The 19,566-nt window shown below is 56.0% G+C and carries 18 protein-coding genes; 9 read left to right on the top strand and 9 right to left on the bottom strand.

The annotated features are described in order from the left end of the window. Window positions 1-3: 3 nt before the first annotated feature. Window positions 4-2,124, bottom strand: coding sequence for a type I secretion system permease/ATPase (locus ADIMK_RS13635; RefSeq protein ID WP_036189117.1), 2,121 nt, complete (start codon window positions 2,122-2,124; stop codon window positions 4-6). A gap of 85 nt (window positions 2,125-2,209) precedes the next feature. On the opposite strand from ADIMK_RS13635, the gene ADIMK_RS13640 reads away from it, so the two are divergent. After that, on the top strand, window positions 2,210-2,590 hold the full coding sequence (locus tag ADIMK_RS13640) for a hypothetical protein (protein WP_036189120.1): 381 nt from the start codon (window positions 2,210-2,212) through the stop codon (window positions 2,588-2,590). 8 nt (window positions 2,591-2,598) lie between these two features. Here the strand turns inward: ADIMK_RS13640 and ADIMK_RS13645 are convergent, their stop codons facing one another. From ADIMK_RS13645 to ADIMK_RS13655, 3 genes are all read right to left on the bottom strand, one after another. Beyond that, on the bottom strand, window positions 2,599-4,188 hold the full coding sequence (locus ADIMK_RS13645) for a tetratricopeptide repeat protein (RefSeq protein WP_036189122.1): 1,590 nt from the start codon (window positions 4,186-4,188) through the stop codon (window positions 2,599-2,601). Window positions 4,189-4,335: 147 nt separating this feature from the next. Continuing rightward, complete coding sequence (locus ADIMK_RS13650; protein WP_036189124.1) at window positions 4,336-5,562, bottom strand: argininosuccinate synthase; 1,227 nt, start codon at window positions 5,560-5,562, stop codon at window positions 4,336-4,338. A gap of 112 nt (window positions 5,563-5,674) precedes the next feature. Further along, window positions 5,675-6,544, bottom strand: a complete 870-nt coding sequence (locus ADIMK_RS13655; RefSeq protein WP_036189126.1) for a flagellar protein MotY — start codon at window positions 6,542-6,544, stop codon at window positions 5,675-5,677. Window positions 6,545-6,752: 208 nt separating this feature from the next. Here ADIMK_RS13655 and rnt point away from each other — a divergent pair, with 208 nt between their 5' ends. Then, window positions 6,753-7,373 (top strand): ribonuclease T, encoded by a 621-nt coding sequence (gene rnt / locus ADIMK_RS13660; RefSeq protein ID WP_036189129.1) that lies wholly within the window; start codon window positions 6,753-6,755, stop codon window positions 7,371-7,373. Window positions 7,374-7,430: 57 nt separating this feature from the next. Here the strand turns inward: rnt and ADIMK_RS13665 are convergent, their stop codons facing one another. Then, entirely contained in the window at window positions 7,431-8,033 is a 603-nt protein-coding gene (locus ADIMK_RS13665; RefSeq protein ID WP_036189132.1) for a peroxiredoxin, read from the bottom strand. A gap of 133 nt (window positions 8,034-8,166) precedes the next feature. Beyond that, on the bottom strand, window positions 8,167-8,502 hold the full coding sequence (gene grxD, locus ADIMK_RS13670; protein ID WP_036189134.1) for a Grx4 family monothiol glutaredoxin: 336 nt from the start codon (window positions 8,500-8,502) through the stop codon (window positions 8,167-8,169). Between the two features lie 283 nt (window positions 8,503-8,785). Here grxD and ADIMK_RS13675 point away from each other — a divergent pair, with 283 nt between their 5' ends. From ADIMK_RS13675 to ADIMK_RS13705, 7 genes are all read left to right on the top strand, one after another. After that, window positions 8,786-9,979: an aspartate aminotransferase family protein gene (locus ADIMK_RS13675; protein WP_036189136.1), complete on the top strand. Its 1,194-nt coding sequence runs from the start codon at window positions 8,786-8,788 to the stop codon at window positions 9,977-9,979. A gap of 61 nt (window positions 9,980-10,040) precedes the next feature. Next, window positions 10,041-10,952 (top strand): ornithine carbamoyltransferase, encoded by a 912-nt coding sequence (gene argF, locus ADIMK_RS13680; RefSeq protein ID WP_036189139.1) that lies wholly within the window; start codon window positions 10,041-10,043, stop codon window positions 10,950-10,952. Between the two features lie 121 nt (window positions 10,953-11,073). Next, entirely contained in the window at window positions 11,074-11,991 is a 918-nt protein-coding gene (locus ADIMK_RS13685) for a LysR family transcriptional regulator (RefSeq protein WP_036189142.1), read from the top strand. A gap of 127 nt (window positions 11,992-12,118) precedes the next feature. Continuing rightward, window positions 12,119-13,474 (top strand): class II 3-deoxy-7-phosphoheptulonate synthase, encoded by a 1,356-nt coding sequence (locus tag ADIMK_RS13690; RefSeq protein WP_036189144.1) that lies wholly within the window; start codon window positions 12,119-12,121, stop codon window positions 13,472-13,474. After that, window positions 13,471-13,797 (top strand): YqcC family protein, encoded by a 327-nt coding sequence (locus ADIMK_RS13695; protein ID WP_051692955.1) that lies wholly within the window; start codon window positions 13,471-13,473, stop codon window positions 13,795-13,797. Before ADIMK_RS13690 ends, ADIMK_RS13695 begins: the two co-directional genes overlap by 4 nt. A gap of 30 nt (window positions 13,798-13,827) precedes the next feature. Then, window positions 13,828-15,807, top strand: coding sequence for a monovalent cation:proton antiporter family protein (locus ADIMK_RS13700; protein WP_036189146.1), 1,980 nt, complete (start codon window positions 13,828-13,830; stop codon window positions 15,805-15,807). Window positions 15,808-15,861: 54 nt separating this feature from the next. Beyond that, window positions 15,862-16,923 (top strand): DUF3549 family protein, encoded by a 1,062-nt coding sequence (locus ADIMK_RS13705; protein WP_036189148.1) that lies wholly within the window; start codon window positions 15,862-15,864, stop codon window positions 16,921-16,923. 4 nt (window positions 16,924-16,927) lie between these two features. Here the strand turns inward: ADIMK_RS13705 and ADIMK_RS13710 are convergent, their stop codons facing one another. The 3 genes from ADIMK_RS13710 to purU form a co-directional block, all read right to left on the bottom strand. Continuing rightward, a complete protein-coding gene (locus ADIMK_RS13710) occupies window positions 16,928-17,602 on the bottom strand; it encodes a replication protein P (protein ID WP_036189151.1) in 675 nt (224 codons plus the stop codon). 61 nt (window positions 17,603-17,663) lie between these two features. Then, complete coding sequence (locus tag ADIMK_RS13715; RefSeq protein WP_036189154.1) at window positions 17,664-18,560, bottom strand: DnaT-like ssDNA-binding domain-containing protein; 897 nt, start codon at window positions 18,558-18,560, stop codon at window positions 17,664-17,666. A 66-nt stretch (window positions 18,561-18,626) separates the two neighbouring features. Beyond that, window positions 18,627-19,481: a formyltetrahydrofolate deformylase gene (gene purU / locus ADIMK_RS13720; RefSeq protein WP_036189155.1), complete on the bottom strand. Its 855-nt coding sequence runs from the start codon at window positions 19,479-19,481 to the stop codon at window positions 18,627-18,629. Window positions 19,482-19,566 lie beyond the last annotated feature (85 nt).

Below are 19,566 nucleotides of genomic sequence, written 5' to 3' on the forward strand. Positions count from 1 at the left end.
CCCTTAACGGCGCACATGCAGGCGTCCTTGTTTGAGCGCTTCAAGCACCGTGTCTTTCGGCCCATCGGCGACAATCTGCCCCTGATCGACCACTATCAGTCTGTCGACCAATGTTAGCAATGACATTTTGTGCGTAATCATCAGCAATGTGCGCCCTTCAAGCACCTCATTGAGCTGGCGCTTGAACTGATCCTCGGATGCGTTATCCATAGAGTTACTGGGCTCATCCATAATCAGCAGACTGGGCTGATGCAGCAAAGCACGCGCTATGGCTATGGACTGCCGCTGGCCACCCGACAACGCCTGCCCACGCTCGCCCACCTGCATATCGAAGCCCATGGGATGCAAATTCACGAACTGCTCAACACCTGCCAGGCGCGCAGCCTGTAACATTTCAGCGTCCGACGCCTGCGGAGAGCCAACAATGATATTGTCGCGAACGGTACCGGCGAACAACATCACATCCTGCGGCACATAACCCGTATTAAGGCGCAAATCTACAGGATCGATCTGTTTGATATCGACACCATCCAGCAGGATGGCTCCGTCCGTCGGTTGATAAAGCCCCAGCAGCATTTTCTCGATAGTGGTTTTGCCCGAGCCGATACGCCCGATCATGGCCACACGCTCACCGGCATTAATCTTGAACGAAACCTGTTTAAGCGCCGGATACTCGACATTGGGGTAATTGAAGCTTACGTTTCGAAACTCCACATTACCGTCCAAATTAGGACGATGAACGAAGTGCTTACCCTCCTCCCGCTCAACCGGGAGCGACATAATCTCATCCAGTGTTTTAAGCGCTTTGGCCGACTGTTCGTACTGAATAATCAAGCTGGCAACCTGGGCCATCGGCGCAATCGCACGCCCAGTAAGAATGACACACGCAATCAAAGCACCGAGCGACAGCTCCTGCTCCATGATCAGGTAAACACCGCCGATCACCAGCAGCACAGACGCCAACTGCTGAACGAATCCAGCAAAAGTAACCACCGACGAAGAGAGCATGCGCGAACGCAGCCCCCAGCGGGAGATATAGCCGACCGCCTCCTCCCAACGCTGCTGTAATGGACTCGCCGCGCGCTGGGTTTTAACCGTTTCCATCGCGGTCAGTGATTCAACCAGAGTACCGTTCTTCTGCGCCGTCGATGCAAAGGTGCGCTCCACGGCATCACGCAGCTTCGGCCGCACAATGAGGGAGTAGATGATAATCATCGGTATCGCCACGGCGGGTACAGCCACCAGGGGACCACCGATCAGGCTGATAACGAAGATATAGATCAGCATGAAAGGAATATCGATGAGTACGGTATTGGTCGTGGAACTCAGGAAATTCCTGATACTGTCGAATTCACGCAGGTTACTGGAGAAAGCACCCACCGAGGCAGGCATCCGGTCGTAACGGATACGCATCACTTTCTCGAAAAGCTGGGCAGACAACAAAACATCGGATTTTTTGGCCGCGACCTCGATAAAATAAGCACGCAGCATCTTGAGGCCAAAATCGAACAGATAGACGATAAGAACGCCGACCGCCAACACCCACAGCGTCTCGACAGCACCGTTGGGCACGACGCGGTCATATACGTTCATTACGAAGAGGGGGTTGGCCAACACGAAGAGGTTGATCAGGAAACTGGCCAGCAGAACGTCACGGTAGATACGTGTCGAGCGTTTCAGCGTGCCCCAGAACCAGTGACCGCTGCGACCATCGAGTACGCGGCTGGACTCTCCGCCCGCTTTGTACTCTGCCCGCACGAAGATAAGATAACCGCTGTACTGAGGCTCCAGCTCACTGAGCGGTATGCGGTAGCTGCCACCGCTTTCCGGCTGCTGAATCACAGCCTCGCCGGTGTCGCTGTCGATTTCCTGAAGAATACAGGCGGTATCATCATCCATAATCAGGACGACTGGAAGTAAAAGCTCCGACAGCTGATCCAAACGCCGCTCGGCAACCTTGGCGGCCAACCCGGCACGCGTTGCGGCTCTCACAAAAAGCTGAGGCGTAAGTCGATGATTAACAAGAGGCAAGCCATCAGCCAGCACCCCGGCAGATGTCGGCCTGTGGTACTGCTGAGCTAAAATCACCAAACAGCTTAATAGTGGGTCGTGCGATGCATCCATACTCGTTGACCTTAGAATTATGGCGGTTAATACTAACAGCTGTTTGACGATATTCCATCCCCCACCGCCAAAAGGATTCAGGCAGATGCTATACGCCAAGTTTGATGATCAGGGAAAGGTGATCAGCCTGACCGAAACCCCTGCCAGCGGTGCCCGCGAAGTCACCCTTCGAGATCCCAAGGTGCTGGAATTCCTGTCAATGAACGATAGTCAGGAGTTCGATCCCGATGTATTTCTGGACCAATCGGACAAATCGACTATCCGAATCCTTGAGGATTTGATCGACACACTCGTCAGCCAGCATCTGATTCGGTTCACCGACCTGCCGATGCCCGCACAGAAGAAACTACTCAGTCGAAAACTGGCGCGCAACCTGGCCAGAGAGGAGGCTGGGCTTTCAAGCCCGGAGGGACAACCTCAAGAAAATGGCGGCAATATTCTGGACGACGAAGAACAGCTGTTCTAACCCCCGTCTTATTCGGCCGTACGGCCCATACGGCCGGCGATCTCAGCCAGACGCTGATAAAGCCCCTTGTAACGCTGTTTCTGCTTGGGCGTAAGCGCCCCGTAGTGCAGCGCATAGAGAGTCTCATCACATAGCGCCATCAAATCCTGTTCAAGCATCGGGATAGAAGATCGACGGATGATCTCCAGTGCAGTCTGCACCAGATTGAGCCCAATCCCCGGGTTCCCCTCCTGCTGCTCATAGGCATCCAGGAAAGAGTCCAGCGCGGGATCCAGCTCACCATGACGGAACTGGGTCATCCCCTTAAGGTTGGCGCGCCCCCACTTCAACCCCGCCATCTGTTTGGTCAACTCCTGACGCAACCCCGACATCTCATCATGCACGGAGGTCCCCTCGACCCCTTCAATCAGCTGATCAAGCCACATCAGACGCTCATCCAACGTCAGCTCTTGAAAGAGACTAAAGGCATCGCGCGCAGCCAGCTCGCCACTTTGTGCATCACCCACCACGCGATAGACCTCGCTGGAGAGCAACCGACAGCGAAAATGGATAACCGGCATATCCAGGAAGTCGCGCTGGGCTCGTTCAAGCATACGGACCGCCTCCTCTTCGGCATCCGCATTGGAACCACCCCGCGCCTGCATCTGCTCCAGCAACACTCGAACCAGACCAAAATAATAATCCGGGTGCTGGAAAGCCGAGTAGCGACTGTACCGTATCGCAGCACGGAACGACTCCACCGAGAGACGAACATCCCCCCCCATAGCTGCCACATCACCCAGATCCCCCTGCAGCAAGGCTACGGTGGGCTGCAAGACGACAGCCTGACGCAACAGATTCTGCGCCTGCTCCAACTCCCCTCTTACACGATGAAGCCTGGCACGCCAGACGAAGGCTTCGATGCACACCTGCTGATCGCCAATCACCTTGTCGAGCTGCTCTGCCGCTTGGTTAAACCACCCGCACCGGGCAGCCGATATGGCAAGCCCAATTCGAACCCAAGGCTGGTCACGACCGTGCAACAAAAGTCCAAACAACTCGTAGGCCTGCTGAGGCTCATTATTACGCAGCAGGACCCCACCTTTCAGGCGCTGAAGATAGACCTTCATCCCTGGGTAATGCTCTTCCAGCCGTGCGCACTCCTCCAAGGCGTCTTCCCACTTACCATCGTCCAGCAACTGCTCTACCGGCCCGAGGTTTTTTTTCAGGCGCATTACCTTTTCGAGCTGCTGACCAACGCGGATACGATCATAGGGCTTGGATATATAGATATCGGGAGCGTTTTCAGGCGAACCGAGCAGAAGATCGGACTTTTCCGGCTCGACCACCAGAACATAACAACCGGAGTGGTAACGCAGGCCTTCCGCCTGCAGCTCGAGCATCAGCTGCAAGCCGTTCTTCTCGTCGCGGCCAAGGTCATAACAGAGAAAGCAGAAATCGACAGGCAACTCTCTCAGCATGCTGAGCGCCATATTCACAGATGAGGCCGCAAGTACCTCACCAAATCCCAGATTGCCCAGGATTGAGCGCAGAGACTGCAGGTCCTCCAGCTTCTTGTCGAGAATCAGTGCCGACTTTCCAGAGAACAGAGCTTCCATAACTTCAGTGACAGCCAATTTTTCGAAAAAGTAGCATGAGAATCAGCCCGTTAGCAAAAAATTGCTGCATAGCCATCAAACCTGAGACACAAAAAACCCGCCGACAGGCATGCCAGCGGGTTTTGATGCGATCAGACAAGCGCCTGATCAATCATCCAGAAGATTGCGCCCCTTGCTTGCGGCTATGCGCATACGCAAGGCATTCAGCTTGATAAAGCCTTCTGCATCTTTCTGATTATAAGAGCCGGCATCGTCTTCAAATGTCGCGATACTCTCATCAAACAGACTATCTTCAGAGCGACGACCCACAACCGAAACAGCACCCTTGTAAAGCTTGACGCGAACATCGCCATTTACGTTACGCTGGCTGTAATCGATCATCTGCTGAAGCATCTTGCGCTCTTCGGACCACCAGAAACCGTTGTAGATAACCTTAGCATAGCGCGGCATCAGCTCATCCTTCAGATGCGCAGCTTCCCGATCCAGCGTGATCGACTCGATGGCGCGGTGCGCCTTGAGCATGATGGTGCCTCCCGGGGTCTCGTAGCAACCGCGGGACTTCATACCCACAAAACGGTTTTCTACGATATCCAGTCGTCCAACGCCGTTCTCGCCACCGATCTTGTTCAGGTAAGCCAGCACAGTCGCCGGACTCATCTCTTCGCCGTTGATGGCAACGATATCGCCCTTGCGATAGGTCAGTTCAAGATAGGTCGGCTGATCCGGCGCCTGCTCGGGCGCCACGCTCCAGCGCCACATATCCTCTTCGGCTTCCGCCCAGGGATCCTCAAGAATGCCGCCCTCATAGGAGATATGCAGCAGGTTGGCATCCATGGAGTAGGGTGACTTTTTCTTGCCCTTGGCGAAGTCGACCGGGATATTGCGCTCTTCACAATACGCCATCAGCGTCTCGCGCGAGGTCAGATCCCACTCACGCCAGGGTGCAATCACTTTGACGCCAGGCTTCAGGGCATACGCACCCATTTCGAATCGAACCTGATCATTACCTTTGCCGGTCGCACCATGAGAAATAGCATCAGCACCGGTTTCGTTGGCGATCTCTACCAAACGCTTGGCGATCAAAGGACGTGCAATCGACGTACCCAGTAGGTACTCACCTTCATAGATCGTATTGGCACGGAACATCGGATAGACGTAGTCGCGCACAAACTCTTCGCGCAGATCTTCGATGTAGATCTCTTTGACACCCAGCGCCTGCGCCTTGGCACGAGCGGGCTCAACCTCTTCGCCCTGCCCCAGATCGGCAGTAAAGGTCACTACTTCACAGTTATAGGTATCCTGTAGCCAACGGACGATCACAGAGGTATCCAGACCGCCGGAGTAAGCCAGTACGACCTTCTTGATATCGGACATGTTGCGACTCCAGATCACAGAAATCCGGCCCCCGCAGCGGAAACCGGTCATTTAAAGCGGAAAGCGCGAAAGTATATCAGAAAGCGCGGTCACGTATAACCAGCGCACGCACTCAACGAACAGGTGCGTCTTCTCGCTCCAGACGAATGGTCACACGGCGGTTACGTGCACGATTCTTCGCGCTTGTATTGGGAACGACGGGATAACGTTCGCCATGATAGCGGGTGACGATTCGATCTTCCGCCACCCCTTGCTCCACCAGATAACGCGACACCTCTTCTGCACGCTTCTTGGACAAGTCGCGATTCAACAACCGACGCCCAAGATTATCCGAATGACCATCCACGTAGATGGTTTGCACACTATTATCAGCCTTGACATAGGTTGCAATCAGCGCCAGACGCTCGCGCGTCGCATCCGACAGCATCGTCTGGCCGGACGGAAAAAGCACTGCCGTACGCGCAACCTGGCGATAGTTAACGGGCAGCAGTCCCGCAATACAGTTGAGATAATCGGTGTACGCAGACTGGAAGTTGGCAGCCGAAACGCCGACCTTGAGCAACTCCGGTGTGCCATACCATTGATCGGTATTAAACGTAGGCGTCATGCCGCGATAGAGCGCCGCGAGCATATTTTTGGCAAGCATGGCAGGCACCTCAATCACTCCGGTTCCTGGCGCCGCCTTAACCACACCAATCATCTGAGGATCGATACCGGGCTGCCATGACGAAGCCTCGGCAACTAGCTTGGCCTGCCCCTCTACCTGCTGTTTTTGAGTGGGCGTCAGTGTGAATCGCACCTCCTCCCCTGCCAGATGTTCGAAAGAGGCAACCCCGTACGATGGGATCTCCTGCTGGAGCCGACAGACAAACTGGGAACTCTCCATCTCCCAGCGTGAATCCTCAATAGAGGCACGAAAGGTCACCGCCCCAGCATGCTGAAACGAAAAAAACAGAACAAGAAGCAGCAACCAGAAGCGCATCCAGTGAATTCCCATCACGTAAAACAAGAGGTCGATCCGCACACCCTAACTTTATCAGCGGGTTATCGGCCAAAAACACCCGTCCTTTAACGCTCCTTTTGCGGGCACAGCAATTGGACCTCATACACTCGACTGTTAGAATGAGCCCATATCCGTTCTCCAGCAACCCCAGAGTTAAGGAAGCCTATTGTCCTCCACCAAACACCCTATGTCCGATCGCTTTCGCGGCTTTCTACCCGTTGTCATCGACGTTGAAACCGCAGGCTTCAATCCACGTACCGACGCCCTGCTGGAGGTTGCCGCGGTCACGCTCACCATGGATGAACAGGGCTACCTGATACCGGACAAAAGCTTTGATGCCAAGGTAGCCCCCTTCGAAGGCGCGAACCTGGAACCCGAAGCACTCGCCTTCACCGGAATCGATCCGTTCGATCCTGAGCGCGAAGCGATGTCCGAACTGGATGCTCTGGAGATGATTTTCAAACCCGTGCGCAAGTCCATAAAGTCTCACGACTGCAAGCGCGCGGTACTGGTCGGCCACAATGCGGCTTTTGACCACAGCTTCATCTGCAACGCCGCAGAGCGTGCCGACGTAAAGCGCAACCCTTTCCACCCCTTCTCGACATTTGACACCGCCACACTGGCAGGACTCGCGTTTGGCCAGACTGTGCTGGCACGCGCATGCGATGCGGCCGGCATCGAGTTTGACGGTAAGCAGGCGCACTCCGCGCTCTACGACACCCAGAAAACAGCGGAACTGTTCTGCACTATCGTCAATCGCTGGAAAGACCTGGGCGGCTGGGAGATGGTGCTCGCCACCCGCGACTAACCCAAAGACACAGACACAAAAAAACCCGCCGAAGCGGGTTTTTTCTCAATCAAGCGATTACAGCTTGTCGGATTCTTCAGCCAGGTACTTGGCAACACCTTCCGGAGATGCGCTCATACCTTTGTCGCCTTTGTTCCAGCCAGCCGGGCATACTTCGCCGTGCTCTTCGTGGAACTGCAGCGCGTCAACCAGACGAATCAGCTCGTCCATGTTACGTCCCAACGGCAGATCGTTGACGATCTGGGAACGAACGACACCTTCTTTGTCGATCAGGAAAGCGCCACGGAAAGCGACACCGCCTTCAGCTTCTACATCATAAGCCTGGCAGATTTCATGCTTGGTATCAGCAGCCAGCGTGTACTTGACCGGACCGATACCACCGGCATTTACCGGAGTGTTGCGCCATGCGTTATGGGTAAACTGAGAATCGATAGAAACGCCGATAACCTCAACACCACGCTCAGTAAAGGCATCCATACGGTGATCCAGAGCGATCAGCTCGGACGGACATACGAATGTGAAGTCGAGGGGGTAGAAGAATACAAGGCCGTATTTGCCCTTGATCGCTTCGCTCAGCGTGAAGCTATCAACGATGCTGCCATCGCCCTTGACAGCTGCAACTGTGAAATCGGGTGCTTTTTTACCTACGAGTACGCCCATTGCTCACTACTCTCCATGCTTGGGTTGAGTTTTTCTAGGGTTAATCAACCAGTTAAAATTACCTGATCAACCATAAGGGTTCTAATAGAGCCACGCTATACGGTCGATTAAGGCTAGCTATTGCCAACCCTGATCAAGCCTCTTCTGAATCCTGCTGCTTGGCAGCGGCACTGACAAGCTCTTTCAGCTCGCCGCTTTCGGCCATTTCGCAAATGATGTCGCAGCCACCAACAAGCTCACCGTTGACCCAAAGCTGTGGAAATGTCGGCCAGTTCGCGTATTTCGGCAGCTCTGCACGTATCTCAGGCGCCTCCAGTATATTCACGAACGCAAAGCGCTCGCCACAAGCGACCAACGCTTCCGAGGCCCTGGAGGAGAAGCCACACTGCGGAAAGCGGGGAGTGCCCTTCATATATAGCAGAATCGTATTGTTTTCGATCTGCTCCTTGATGGTATCGACTACGCTCATGGTTACACCTTGCTGTTGTATATATTCGGTCCCGGGTAGCGCCCGCCACCCGGATGTCAACAGGCTATATCCTACCTCTTTAGTGGGATTAATAAAATATCCCGCCAGGCAGCCAAGCCTCCATCCTGTGAAAAACAATATGGGGACGGCAGGCCGCAATACAAGGACCAAAGGCGAATATCACGTTGACACAATATTATTGCCAAAATACTAACCCCCACATAGAATGTCCGTTTTTTCGGCAGCTATGGCTGCCTTTTTGCGTTGTAGGGAGAAACGCCCCATGTCGTTACAGCCACTGATGAATACCTATAACAGGCTCTCGGTCGCCTTTGACTACGGTAAGGGCGTCTGGATATACGACACCGACGGCCATCGCTACCTGGATGCTCTATCCGGGATCGCCGTGACCGGACTTGGTCACGCACACCCAGCCGTCACCCGCGCGATCGCCGATCAGGCCGGACGTCTAATCCACTGCTCCAACCTCTACACCATTCCGCTTCAGGAGCAGCTAGCTGAAAAGCTCACCTCAATTTCCGGAATGGATAATGCGTTCTTCTGCAACTCAGGTGCTGAAGCGAACGAAGCAGCGATCAAGCTCGCACGTCGTTACGGACACCAGAAAGGGATCGAGGTTCCCACGATTATCGTGATGGAGAACTCCTTCCACGGCCGCACCCTTGCCACCCTCAGCGCCACCGGAAACCGCTCAGCCCAGGCTGGCTTTGAGCCCTTGGTCGCAGGATTCGTCCGCGTTCCGTACGACGATATCGAAGCGGTGCGTCAGATTGCCGCCAAAAACACCAATATTGCGGCAATCCTGGTGGAGCCCGTTCAGGGCGAAGGCGGCGTGCACATCCCCGCCGATAACTACCTGAACCAGCTGCGTGATATCTGCGACGAGAATCAGTGGCTGCTGATGCTCGATGAAGTCCAGACCGGGAACGGGCGTACCGGCCGATATTTCGCTTACCAGCATAACGACATTTTGCCTGACGTGGTGACGACGGCTAAAGGCCTGGCGAATGGCGTACCGATTGGCGCCTGCCTGGCACGAGGGGAAGCGGCAAAGCTATTCACACCGGGAACGCACGGCACAACCTATGGCGGCAACCCGCTTGCCTGCGCCGCTGCGCTTGCCGTAATTGATACCATTAGTGCCGATAATCTTTGCCAACACGCGGACGTTTTGGGGCACTATATCGTCGAGCAGTTCCGTGCCAAACTGGGTGATGCACCCTATATTCGAGAAATCCGTGGCAAGGGCCTGATGATCGGCATCGAGTTAACCGAAGCCGGCAGCGAACTGGCCGTATTGGCCAAAGTAAAAGGCGTATTGCTTAACGTAACAGGTGGTGGCCGAGTCGTTCGTATGCTGCCACCGCTGATCATGAGCCAGAATGAGGCCGACCTCATGATCAACACCGTGTCCCAGCTCATTCGCGTATATGCGGGCGACGAGCGCACCGAGTGACACGCTGAACCTTCATTCACATTGACCTCTGGAACCGACGGCAGAGCCGTCTGTTGATACTATGAGTATTAGACATTTTCTGACCCTGCTGGATATGACACCGGCAGAGCTGCAAGGCATTATCGAGCGCGCTAGCGAGCTCAAGCAGATGCGCAACAACGGCGAAATCTACGAGCCGCTGAAGAACCGTGTTATGGCGATGATATTCGAGAAGGCATCAACGCGTACTCGCGTTTCCTTCGAGTCCGGTATGGCGCAATTTGGCGGGCACGCCATGTTCCTGTCGCCCCGCGATACCCAGCTCGGTCGTGGTGAGCCGGTTGAAGACAGCGCTCGCGTCATCTCCAGCATGGTCGATGTCGTAATGATCCGCACCTTCAGCCATGAACTGGTTGAAACCTTTGCCGCCAACTCCCGGGTTCCGGTCATCAACGCACTGACCGATGATTATCACCCTTGCCAACTACTGGCCGACATGCAGGCGTTCAACGAACTGCGCGGCTCGATCAAAGGCAAAACAGTGGCCTGGGTCGGCGATGGCAACAACATGTGCAACTCATACATCAACGCCTCTCGCCAGTTTGACTTCAAACTCAATATTGCCTGTCCGCCAGACTTCGCACCCAATGATGCCCTGGTACAAAAGAACGCAGACCGCGTAACCGTATTCAACAACCCAGAAGAAGCGGTTGCCGGTGCACACCTTGTCTGCACTGACGTCTGGGCGTCGATGGGACAGGAAGACGAGCAACGTCAGCGAGTTCGCGAATTCCGCGGCTATCAGGTAACCCCCGCGCTAATGGATCTCGCCAGTAAAGACGCCCTGTTCATGCATTGCCTCCCTGCCCATCGCGGTGAGGAGATCAGCGAAGATATGATGGACGATCCACGTTGCGTAGCCTTCCATCAGGCGGAAAACCGGCTTCACGCTCAGAAAGCGCTGCTGGAGTTCCTGCTTGTAGGACCCCGTTAAGGGGCACTCCCCTCGGTTACAGCAACCGCGCGAAGGCGGACCGGAACCTCGCCAGAGTCTGGTCCGCCGTCTATACTGGCCTTCAGCGTCCACTCCTGGGTTTAGAGAGAGTCAGTCAGGTATGATAGAACTACGTCATTTGAAAACCCTGTCCGCTCTGCGCGACGCGGGAAGCCTTGTCGAAGCGGCCGAAAGGGTTCATCTGACACAATCCGCACTCTCCCACCAGATAAAAGATCTCGAAGAGCGTCTTAACTGCTCGCTTTTCATTCGTAAGACAAAACCGATCTGCTTTACCAGCGCCGGCCAACGCCTGCTTGCTCTTGCAGATGACATGCTGCCGATGATCCGTAACGCCGAGCGTGACATCGCCCGGCTGGCCGGAGGAGCTGCCGGACGGCTCAACATCTGTATTGAGTGTCACAGTTGCTTCGACTGGCTGATGCCGACCATCGATCATTTCCGCCAGAACTGGCCCGAGGTGGAGCTGGACCTGTCCACCGGTTTTACCTTTCAGCCGTTGCCAGCGCTGGCGCGAGGCGATCTTGACCTTGTCATTACATCAGACCCTGAGCCTCGCAGCGGCCTGCACTACGTACCGCTGTTCAGCTACGAGTCTGTACTGGCGCTCAGCCGTCAGCACCGGTTGATTGCACGAAAGTTCATCCACCCACGCGATCTGGCCCAGGAAACGCTGATCACCTACCCGGTAGATCCCAATAGACTGGATATCTACACCCGTTTTCTGGACCCGGAAAATATCGAGCCTGCCGATCAGCGCACCGCAGAGCTGACCGTGATGATGGTACAACTGGTCGCCAGCGGTCGTGGCGTTGCAGCCCTGCCCAACTGGGCTTTACACGAATATCTGGAGCGCGATTATGTCGCTGCTCGCCCGCTGGGCGAAAAAGGGCTTTGGTGCACACTGTACGCCGCTATGCGAGAGGACCAGAAAAACGCCGACTTCATGGTCGACTTTCTCAATACCGCGCGAGAGGTCACCTTTCGCAATCTGAACGGAATTCGCGCGGCATCCTGATTACCCTGCAATCACCCCATCTGCACCAAAGGAGTACGCTGCGCCTTTGTTTGGCGGCTCCGATCACATACACTTAACGAATCCACACTATTCCGCCCATCAAGAAGACGTTTACGGACACGACCCTATGTCAAACTGGAGCCCCCGCAGCTGGCGGGCCAAACCGATCGTGCAACAGCCGATCTACCCCGACCTGAACGCCCTGAACACCACTGAAGAAACACTTGGCAAGTATCCGCCCTTGGTGTTTGCAGGCGAAATCCGTTCTCTGCAGGACGAGCTGGCTGCCGTCAGCCGTGGTGAGGGCTTTCTGCTGCAAGGCGGCGACTGTGCCGAAAGCTTCGCGGAATTTAACGCCAACAAGATCAAGAATACGTTCCAGTTATTACTGCAGATGGCCATTGTGCTGACATTTGCAGGCAGCTGCCCGGTAGTCAAAATCGGTCGTATGGCCGGACAGTTTGCCAAGCCGCGCTCATCCGGCAGTGAAACACTGGACGGAGTCGAGCTGCCGAGCTACCGGGGGGATATCATCAACGATATCAACTTCACCGCCGAAGCACGAACACCGGACCCCCAACGCCTGCTCTCTGCCTACCACCAGTCGTCAGCCACTCTCAACCTGCTGCGTGCGTTTGCCGGCGGCGGCCTGGCCGACCTGCATCAGGTGCACAAGTGGAACCTCGGCTTCGTATCGCAAACGCCTCAACACGAAAAGTACGAGCACCTCGCCGCCCAGATCGACCAGACGCTGGCGTTCATGGAGGCATGCGGGCTCAACGCAAGCAACACACCGCAGCTCAAGGAAACCGCTTTCTACACCTCTCACGAGGCGCTGCTGCTCAATTATGAAGAGGCGCTGACACGTCGCGACAGCCTCACAGGCGATTGGTATGACTGTTCAGCGCACATGCTCTGGATTGGTGACCGCACCCGCCAGCCTGACCATGCCCATGTGGAGTTCCTGCGCGGCGTCAAGAACCCGATCGGCGTCAAGGTCGGTCCCAGCACCGACGTAGACGATCTCCGGCGTTTGCTGGAAATACTCAACCCACACAATACAGCCGGTCGCATCACCCTGATTGCCCGCATGGGGGCGGAGAAGATTCTGGACAAGCTGCCGCCGCTGGTACGTGCCGTACAGCAGATGGGGGCAAATGTCGTGTGGAGCTCCGATCCGATGCACGGTAATACCATTAAAGCCTCCAACGGGTACAAAACCCGTAACGTCAACGCCATCCTGCATGAGATGCAAGGGTTCTTCGAAGTGCACCAGGCCGAAGGCAGCTATGCCGGCGGTGTACACTTCGAGATGACCGGTAACGATGTCACCGAATGCATCGGCGGTGCTTACCAGATTACCGAAGAGGGACTGGCAGACCGTTATCACACCTACTGCGACCCCCGCCTGAACGCGGACCAGTCGCTGGAGCTGGCTTTCATGATCGCCGATACACTGAAGATTGCCCGGAGGCAACGGTGACCCCAGCCCAGCAGATTCTGCCCATATTGATGGATATCGAGCGCGAGATGCGCGCGCTCGAACTCTGGTCCGAGTCCATGCCTGACGCCGAAGCGCTGATGAGTCAGCAGCCGTTCTGTATTGACACACTGGATTTCCATGAGTGGGTGCAATGGCTGCTGCTGCCAAGACTTCAGCACATCGTCCTGGAACAGCTGCCGCTTCCGGAGAGCTGCTCGGTAGCACCTATGGCCGAGGAAGCATTCAAGCAGATAAGTGACGATACCGGTTGCCTGCTACAACTGCTTGAAGAACTCGACCGGGCTGTGACCGACGCATCCTGATCCCGCTCCTGGCGTTACGGAAAAACTGGCATGGAACACCCACTGTTTGAACAGCTGCTACTAATTCTGGTTGGCGCGGTCATCGCCACGACCGTGTTCCGACGTTTTAACCTGCCGCCGATTCTGGCGTATTTGGCAATAGGTGCACTGCTTGGCCCCTATGCACTGCAGGTGACCGACCCTCACCAGATGACGCTGATGTCCGAACTCGGTGTCGTGTTCCTGCTATTCATGCTCGGGCTTGAGTTTTCACTTCCGCGTATGATCGCCATGCGCAAGCTCGTATTCGGTTTGGGTTCGCTACAGGTTATCCTAACGACACTGGTGTTGATTCTGATCTCCATCGCCTTTGGCATAGAGTTCAGAGGCGCGATCGTCATTGCAGGCGCTCTGGCACTATCATCGACCGCAATCGTCACACGGGAGCTGCTGCGGCTGAACCAACTCAGCGCACCCCATGGACAGCTGTCCTTCGGCATCCTGCTGTTTCAGGACTTAGCCGCGGTATTCTTCCTGATTGTCGTACCCGTTCTTGGCAGCGACGGTGGCAATATCGATACGGATACACTGCTGCTTTCCCTGCTTCAGGGCGCAGGACTGCTCCTGTTGCTGATGGTGCTTGGGCGCACAGTACTGCCAGCGCTGTTCCATGAAATCGCCCGCTCCCGCTCCGACGAAATGTTTGTGCTCATGGCGCTTGTTACTGCGCTTGCCGCCGCTTGGCTGACCCATGCTGCCGGTCTTTCGATGGCCCTTGGCGGCTTCCTGGCCGGCATGATGCTCGGGGAGAGCCATTACAAGCACCAGCTTGAAGCCGACATCCGGCCCTTCCGCGACGTTCTGCTTGGGCTGTTTTTTGTCACCGTCGGCATGCAGCTGAATCTAAATACCCTGGTTGAGAACTGGTACTGGGTCATTCTGTTCACGCTGGGCTTGATGCTGCTCAAGGCGGCGATCATCTCGCTGGTAACAGGCCGCCTCAACCACGATCCCAGCAGCGCGCTGCGTGCCGGCCTATGCCTGTCTCAGGGCGGCGAATTCGGCTTCGCACTTCTGGCTCTGGGTCTGGGCCATCAGATGGTCGACAGCGAGCTCAATGCCATGATCGTCTCGACGATCATTCTGAGCATGATATTCACGCCGATGCTGATCAACTACAGCGGCCCGATTGCCTCCAAGCTGCTGAAGCAGTCGGACAAAACCAGCTCCGACCCATTCACGCCGCCAACGCTTGAGGAGCTCAGCAACGCCACCGAACATGTCGAGAATCATGTCATCATCTGCGGTTTCGGTCGTGTGGGCCAGATCGTGGCCCGTTTCCTGCGCCCGCTGAACATCCCCTACATTGCAATAGACTCCGATCCGTTTCGAACCCACGAAGCCGCACAGGCGGGCGAGCCCATGTATTACGGGGACGCCCGTCGTGGCGACATCCTCAAGGCTATTGGCGCCGAACGTGCGCGCCTGTTGATTCTAACCGTACCCGATCATGTCGAAAGCATGGCGGCACTGAAGCAGATCAAGCGCAACTACCCTGACCTGCCAGTGCTGGTGCGCACCCAGGACGACAGCAAGCTGGAGCTCTACCAGAATGCCGGAGCTGCGGAAGTGGTGCCCGAGGCGCTGGAGGGAAGTCTGATGCTGGTCTCCCACATACTGACACTGCTCGAAGTGCCCTCTGAAGAGATTCGCTCACGCATTGACGAGGTCAGATCCCAACGCTACCAGATGTTGCACGGTTTTCTTCATGGCAAGCGATCGCGCAAGGTAACAGAGGCTGGCATACCCAATGAGCTCCGCCACCCAGTCACTCTGACCCAAGACTGCTACGCAACGGGAAGAACACTCGGCAGCCTGGGACTGAAAACGGTCGTGGTCAGTCTGCGGCGGGGCGATATCGAATTAGGCCCCCCACCGCACGAAGAGTGCCTCGAAGCCGGCGATATACTCATCCTTTCAGGTGAGCCTAGCCTTGTCGAAGCGGACGAGGAACGGCTGTTCAGTGGTTGACCCGGGGCTGCTAGAATAGCCCCCAGCCACCCTGGATAACCAGCAGGAGATACAATGCCCAGCGCCAACCACCCGCAACCCACCCTGATTCATGTACTGCGTGAAGCGGGCGCTGCAATACGTCTGTTTGATATGGGACGGCGCGTCAGCAAGCTGACGGGTGAGCTTTTCGAGCGCATCGAGCAGGCACGGATTCCCTATCCACTGCCTTTTCTCCACCACGCCTGGATCGGCATATTGATCTGGCATCCCAAGCAGCCTGAACAGAATGCAATCTGGTTTCTCAAACTTCCGCTGGACGAGCAGGGCTTTCTGGTGCAGGCAGCACGTGACGATCTGGTGCAGAGACTGCTTCAGAATGCTGTCAACGCCAAGAGTGGCGCACTTGAAGAGGATGCGCTCAAGGACAACCCGTTCGCCTTCAAACCAGACCAGGACAAGATGGCTATCTTCCACGCCCTCGCCGCCCAATCGACGGGCGTGTCCGCGTCAAGCTATTTCGAGACCGCGCAAGACTACATCAACGGCGAACTGCCGCTGGATCGCTGGACCGACCTGGCTCTCCAGGGGCTGGCCGATCTAGTGGTCAGGCTGGACGACAAGTCCAACGCGAACGCATTGGCCGCTCGAATAGCTGAATTGCCGCTGCCGGCGCTGGCATCTATATCAACACTGCTCGAGCATTTAGTACCGCCGGTCAAGGTGAGGGATGCGCTATCGGCACGCCTTGATCAAATGCTGGCCGATTCCACCACAGACCCGCTGGTGGTCGCAGCTGTGATTCGCGGCCTGTCGAACATTCAGGACGAACACTTCAAACAGCGTGAAGTCCTCAAGGTCCTTGCCTCAAAGCACGCGCTGGAAGCCGAAGTGATCGTCGCCATTGCCACCCGATGCTCACTGGCACTGCAGGCCCCCGAAGTGCTGCAGCCGTTTCTGGAGAGGCTCGCCGCCGGGAAGGCCGGTCAGGCGGGATTCAGTCGGGTATTGGCCGACCTGATGTTCATGCCCGCCCTGAGAGCCTTGATCATGCAGGCATTTCGCAATCCACAGCGCAGCGAGACGCTGGCCGCGGCAATTGGCGAGATGTTCGGACAATCGTTCGGGGGGCATTGACGCCTCATCGATTGACGATGGCGCCAGCCTGTTCGGGCAGATCGATCTTGAGCCCTTTGGCATCGATCTCGGCCTGAGCCTGCTTCTTAAAGCGTTCACGCGTAGCACTGCCCTTGGGCAGTGTCAGGTAGTACAGCAAAGAGCAGGCGAATTCCGGCTCAAGCTCGTGCTCCTGAGCAAACGCCAGCATGAACCGCGCAACCGTACTGTCCTGTTTGTTCTCGATCGCTGGAACTACTGGCAATTCAAGCTCCTCGCCCTCGCGAACCCGACGACAAAGTACTTCGTACTGATAGCGAAAGCGCGGTAATACCTCGGTTTCATCTTCCGAGCGCAGCTCAAACCAACCGGTATTGCGCGCGGCCAGATAAACGGCCGGATGACTCCAATGATGCTGTCGTGGACGATCGGCGTGCATGCAGGCCTCGATATAGGCATCCCGTGCGGATGGCAGTCCGAAGTCGCCACCGATATCACGCAAGATCGCCAAAAACTCGGAAATTGTCGGCATCCAGGCGAGTGTTTCCTTGCAGCGATTAACGGCCGCGACCAACTCCCCTTCACCATAGTTACGCAGGCTCAGCGCCCACTCACGTTTGGCAATACGGATCTCATCCTCGGTTTCGAAACAGCTTTTGAATTTATGGCCGTAGATCGCCATAAAACGCGCAAAGATCATGTTGACCAGCGCTTTGGTTTCGACTGAAATCGATTGAGGCTGACTTTGCGGCCCGGATTGATTACCAGTCGGTGTCCTTGATGTCCATGATGGCTGCGGTAACCCGTTTGCGCTTTTCGCGAGAATCTGGTCGGGAGTTTTCATGGCCAGAGGCACCTGTCAATGTGGAATCACGCTCCTGCTGATAGCGTTTGTCGCGTGCATCCTGTGTTTGTTTCTTTACCCACTCTCGTTTGACCCAAGCGAGAAACTTTTGATCCCAGTTACTCTCTTTTCGGTCTTTGTCGAGAAAATAGAGCACAAATTCATCGATGCAACCGTCTGCAAAGTCTGCGGGAATGGCATAACGCGGCAGCATCTGATGGAACAGCTCTGACGGCTGCCAACCGATGAACATCGATTGCAATTTCTGATTGCGCTGCTCGGCCTGCTCGAAAATCTCCTCAAGCTCATCCTTGTGCCGACGCCAGCCGATACTGCCGCCGAATGTAGGAGCAGGCCCGCGGCGCTGGGCAAGATTTGTCTGCCGGACAGGTCGGGGCGTCGGTGGCGGCTCATCGACCACTGGCAAACGACTCACCTGCTCGACAACAGGCGGGTTATGCCGCACGGGTATTTCGGGCACCGGCTCCTGAACCTGAGGCCGTACAGCCGTGCTCACCTCTGGCGCCGGCATTCTCACACGCAGATTTCCGGCGCTCCCCCAGGTAATCTCAACCAATCGCTCGGCGAGTAGCACATCACTGAGCGCACGCAATTGCGCCTCGTCCCAGAACGGCGCCAGTGCTTGCCACTGATCGCGCGAGAGCAGCAGCTCCGAGCGGCCCTTCTCGTCGGTCATGCCATTACGCTCGGCCGCCTCATGATACAGGCCAAGCAGCAATGCAGGTTCCACCCCGATGCGGCAGGCCAGCGAGGGGTAGATCAACATCGGCTTTTCCGGGAAGGTGAAACTCATAGGGGTCAGCAGACTCAGTTAGTGTGTTTACAGCATTACAGCTTAGCGTACAGGTGAGGATACCGGTCAGGAAAAAACCACCGTCTTGTTGCCATGAACCAGAACCCGATCTTCAAGATGCCAGCGCAAGCCGCGCGCCAGTGCCAGCTTCTCGACATCACGCCCCAGACGCACCATCTCTTCAGGCAGATGACGGTGACTGACGCGAGTCACTTCCTGATCGATGATGGGGCCTGCGTCCAGTTCCGGCGTGACATAGTGACAGGTTGCGCCGATCAGTTTCACGCCACGGTCATAGGCCTGATGATAGGGCCGCGCACCGGCGAACGACGGCAGGAAACTATGATGGATGTTGATGATTTTATGCGGGTAACGATCACACACTTCGGTGGGCAGTATCTGCATGTAACGCGCCAGCACAACGGTATCAGCGTCGTGTTCCCGGATCAGCGCGTCCACGCGCTCGAAATGGGGCTGCTTGTTTTCGGGGTCCACCGGCACACAAAAATAAGGAATGCCATGCCACTCCACCATTGAGCGCAAGTCTTCGTGGTTTGATATAACGCAGGGAATCTCGCAGAACAGCTCGTTACTGTGATAGCGGTACAGCAGATCGGCCAGACAGTGAGATTCGCGGCTGGCCATCAGGATCACCTTTTTCGGCTGCATCGAATCGGTGATGCTCCACTCCATTGCAAAGGAGTTGGCTATCGGGTCGAAGGCTTCACGCAGACGCTCCAGCGAAAACGGAAGCGATGAGGCATTGATCTCCACGCGCATGAAGAAGTAGCCGCTGACCGGATCGGAATGCTGGTTGGCGTCGGTAATCGAGCCACCATGGCTGGAGATGAAATTACTGACCATCGATACAATGCCCACACGGTCCGGGCATGAGAGGACCAAACGGTAACTACGTTCCATGAAGAGCGATCCTGCGCTGGCTAAAAACGAAAGAGCGGTATTCTAACAGCCCAAGGCCCACTCAGGGAGTCCAAGACAGACTAGC

Origin of the sequence: Marinobacterium lacunae (genome assembly GCF_000705555.1) — a bacterium.
GTDB classification, from domain to species: domain Bacteria; phylum Pseudomonadota; class Gammaproteobacteria; order Pseudomonadales; family Balneatricaceae; genus Marinobacterium_D; species Marinobacterium_D lacunae.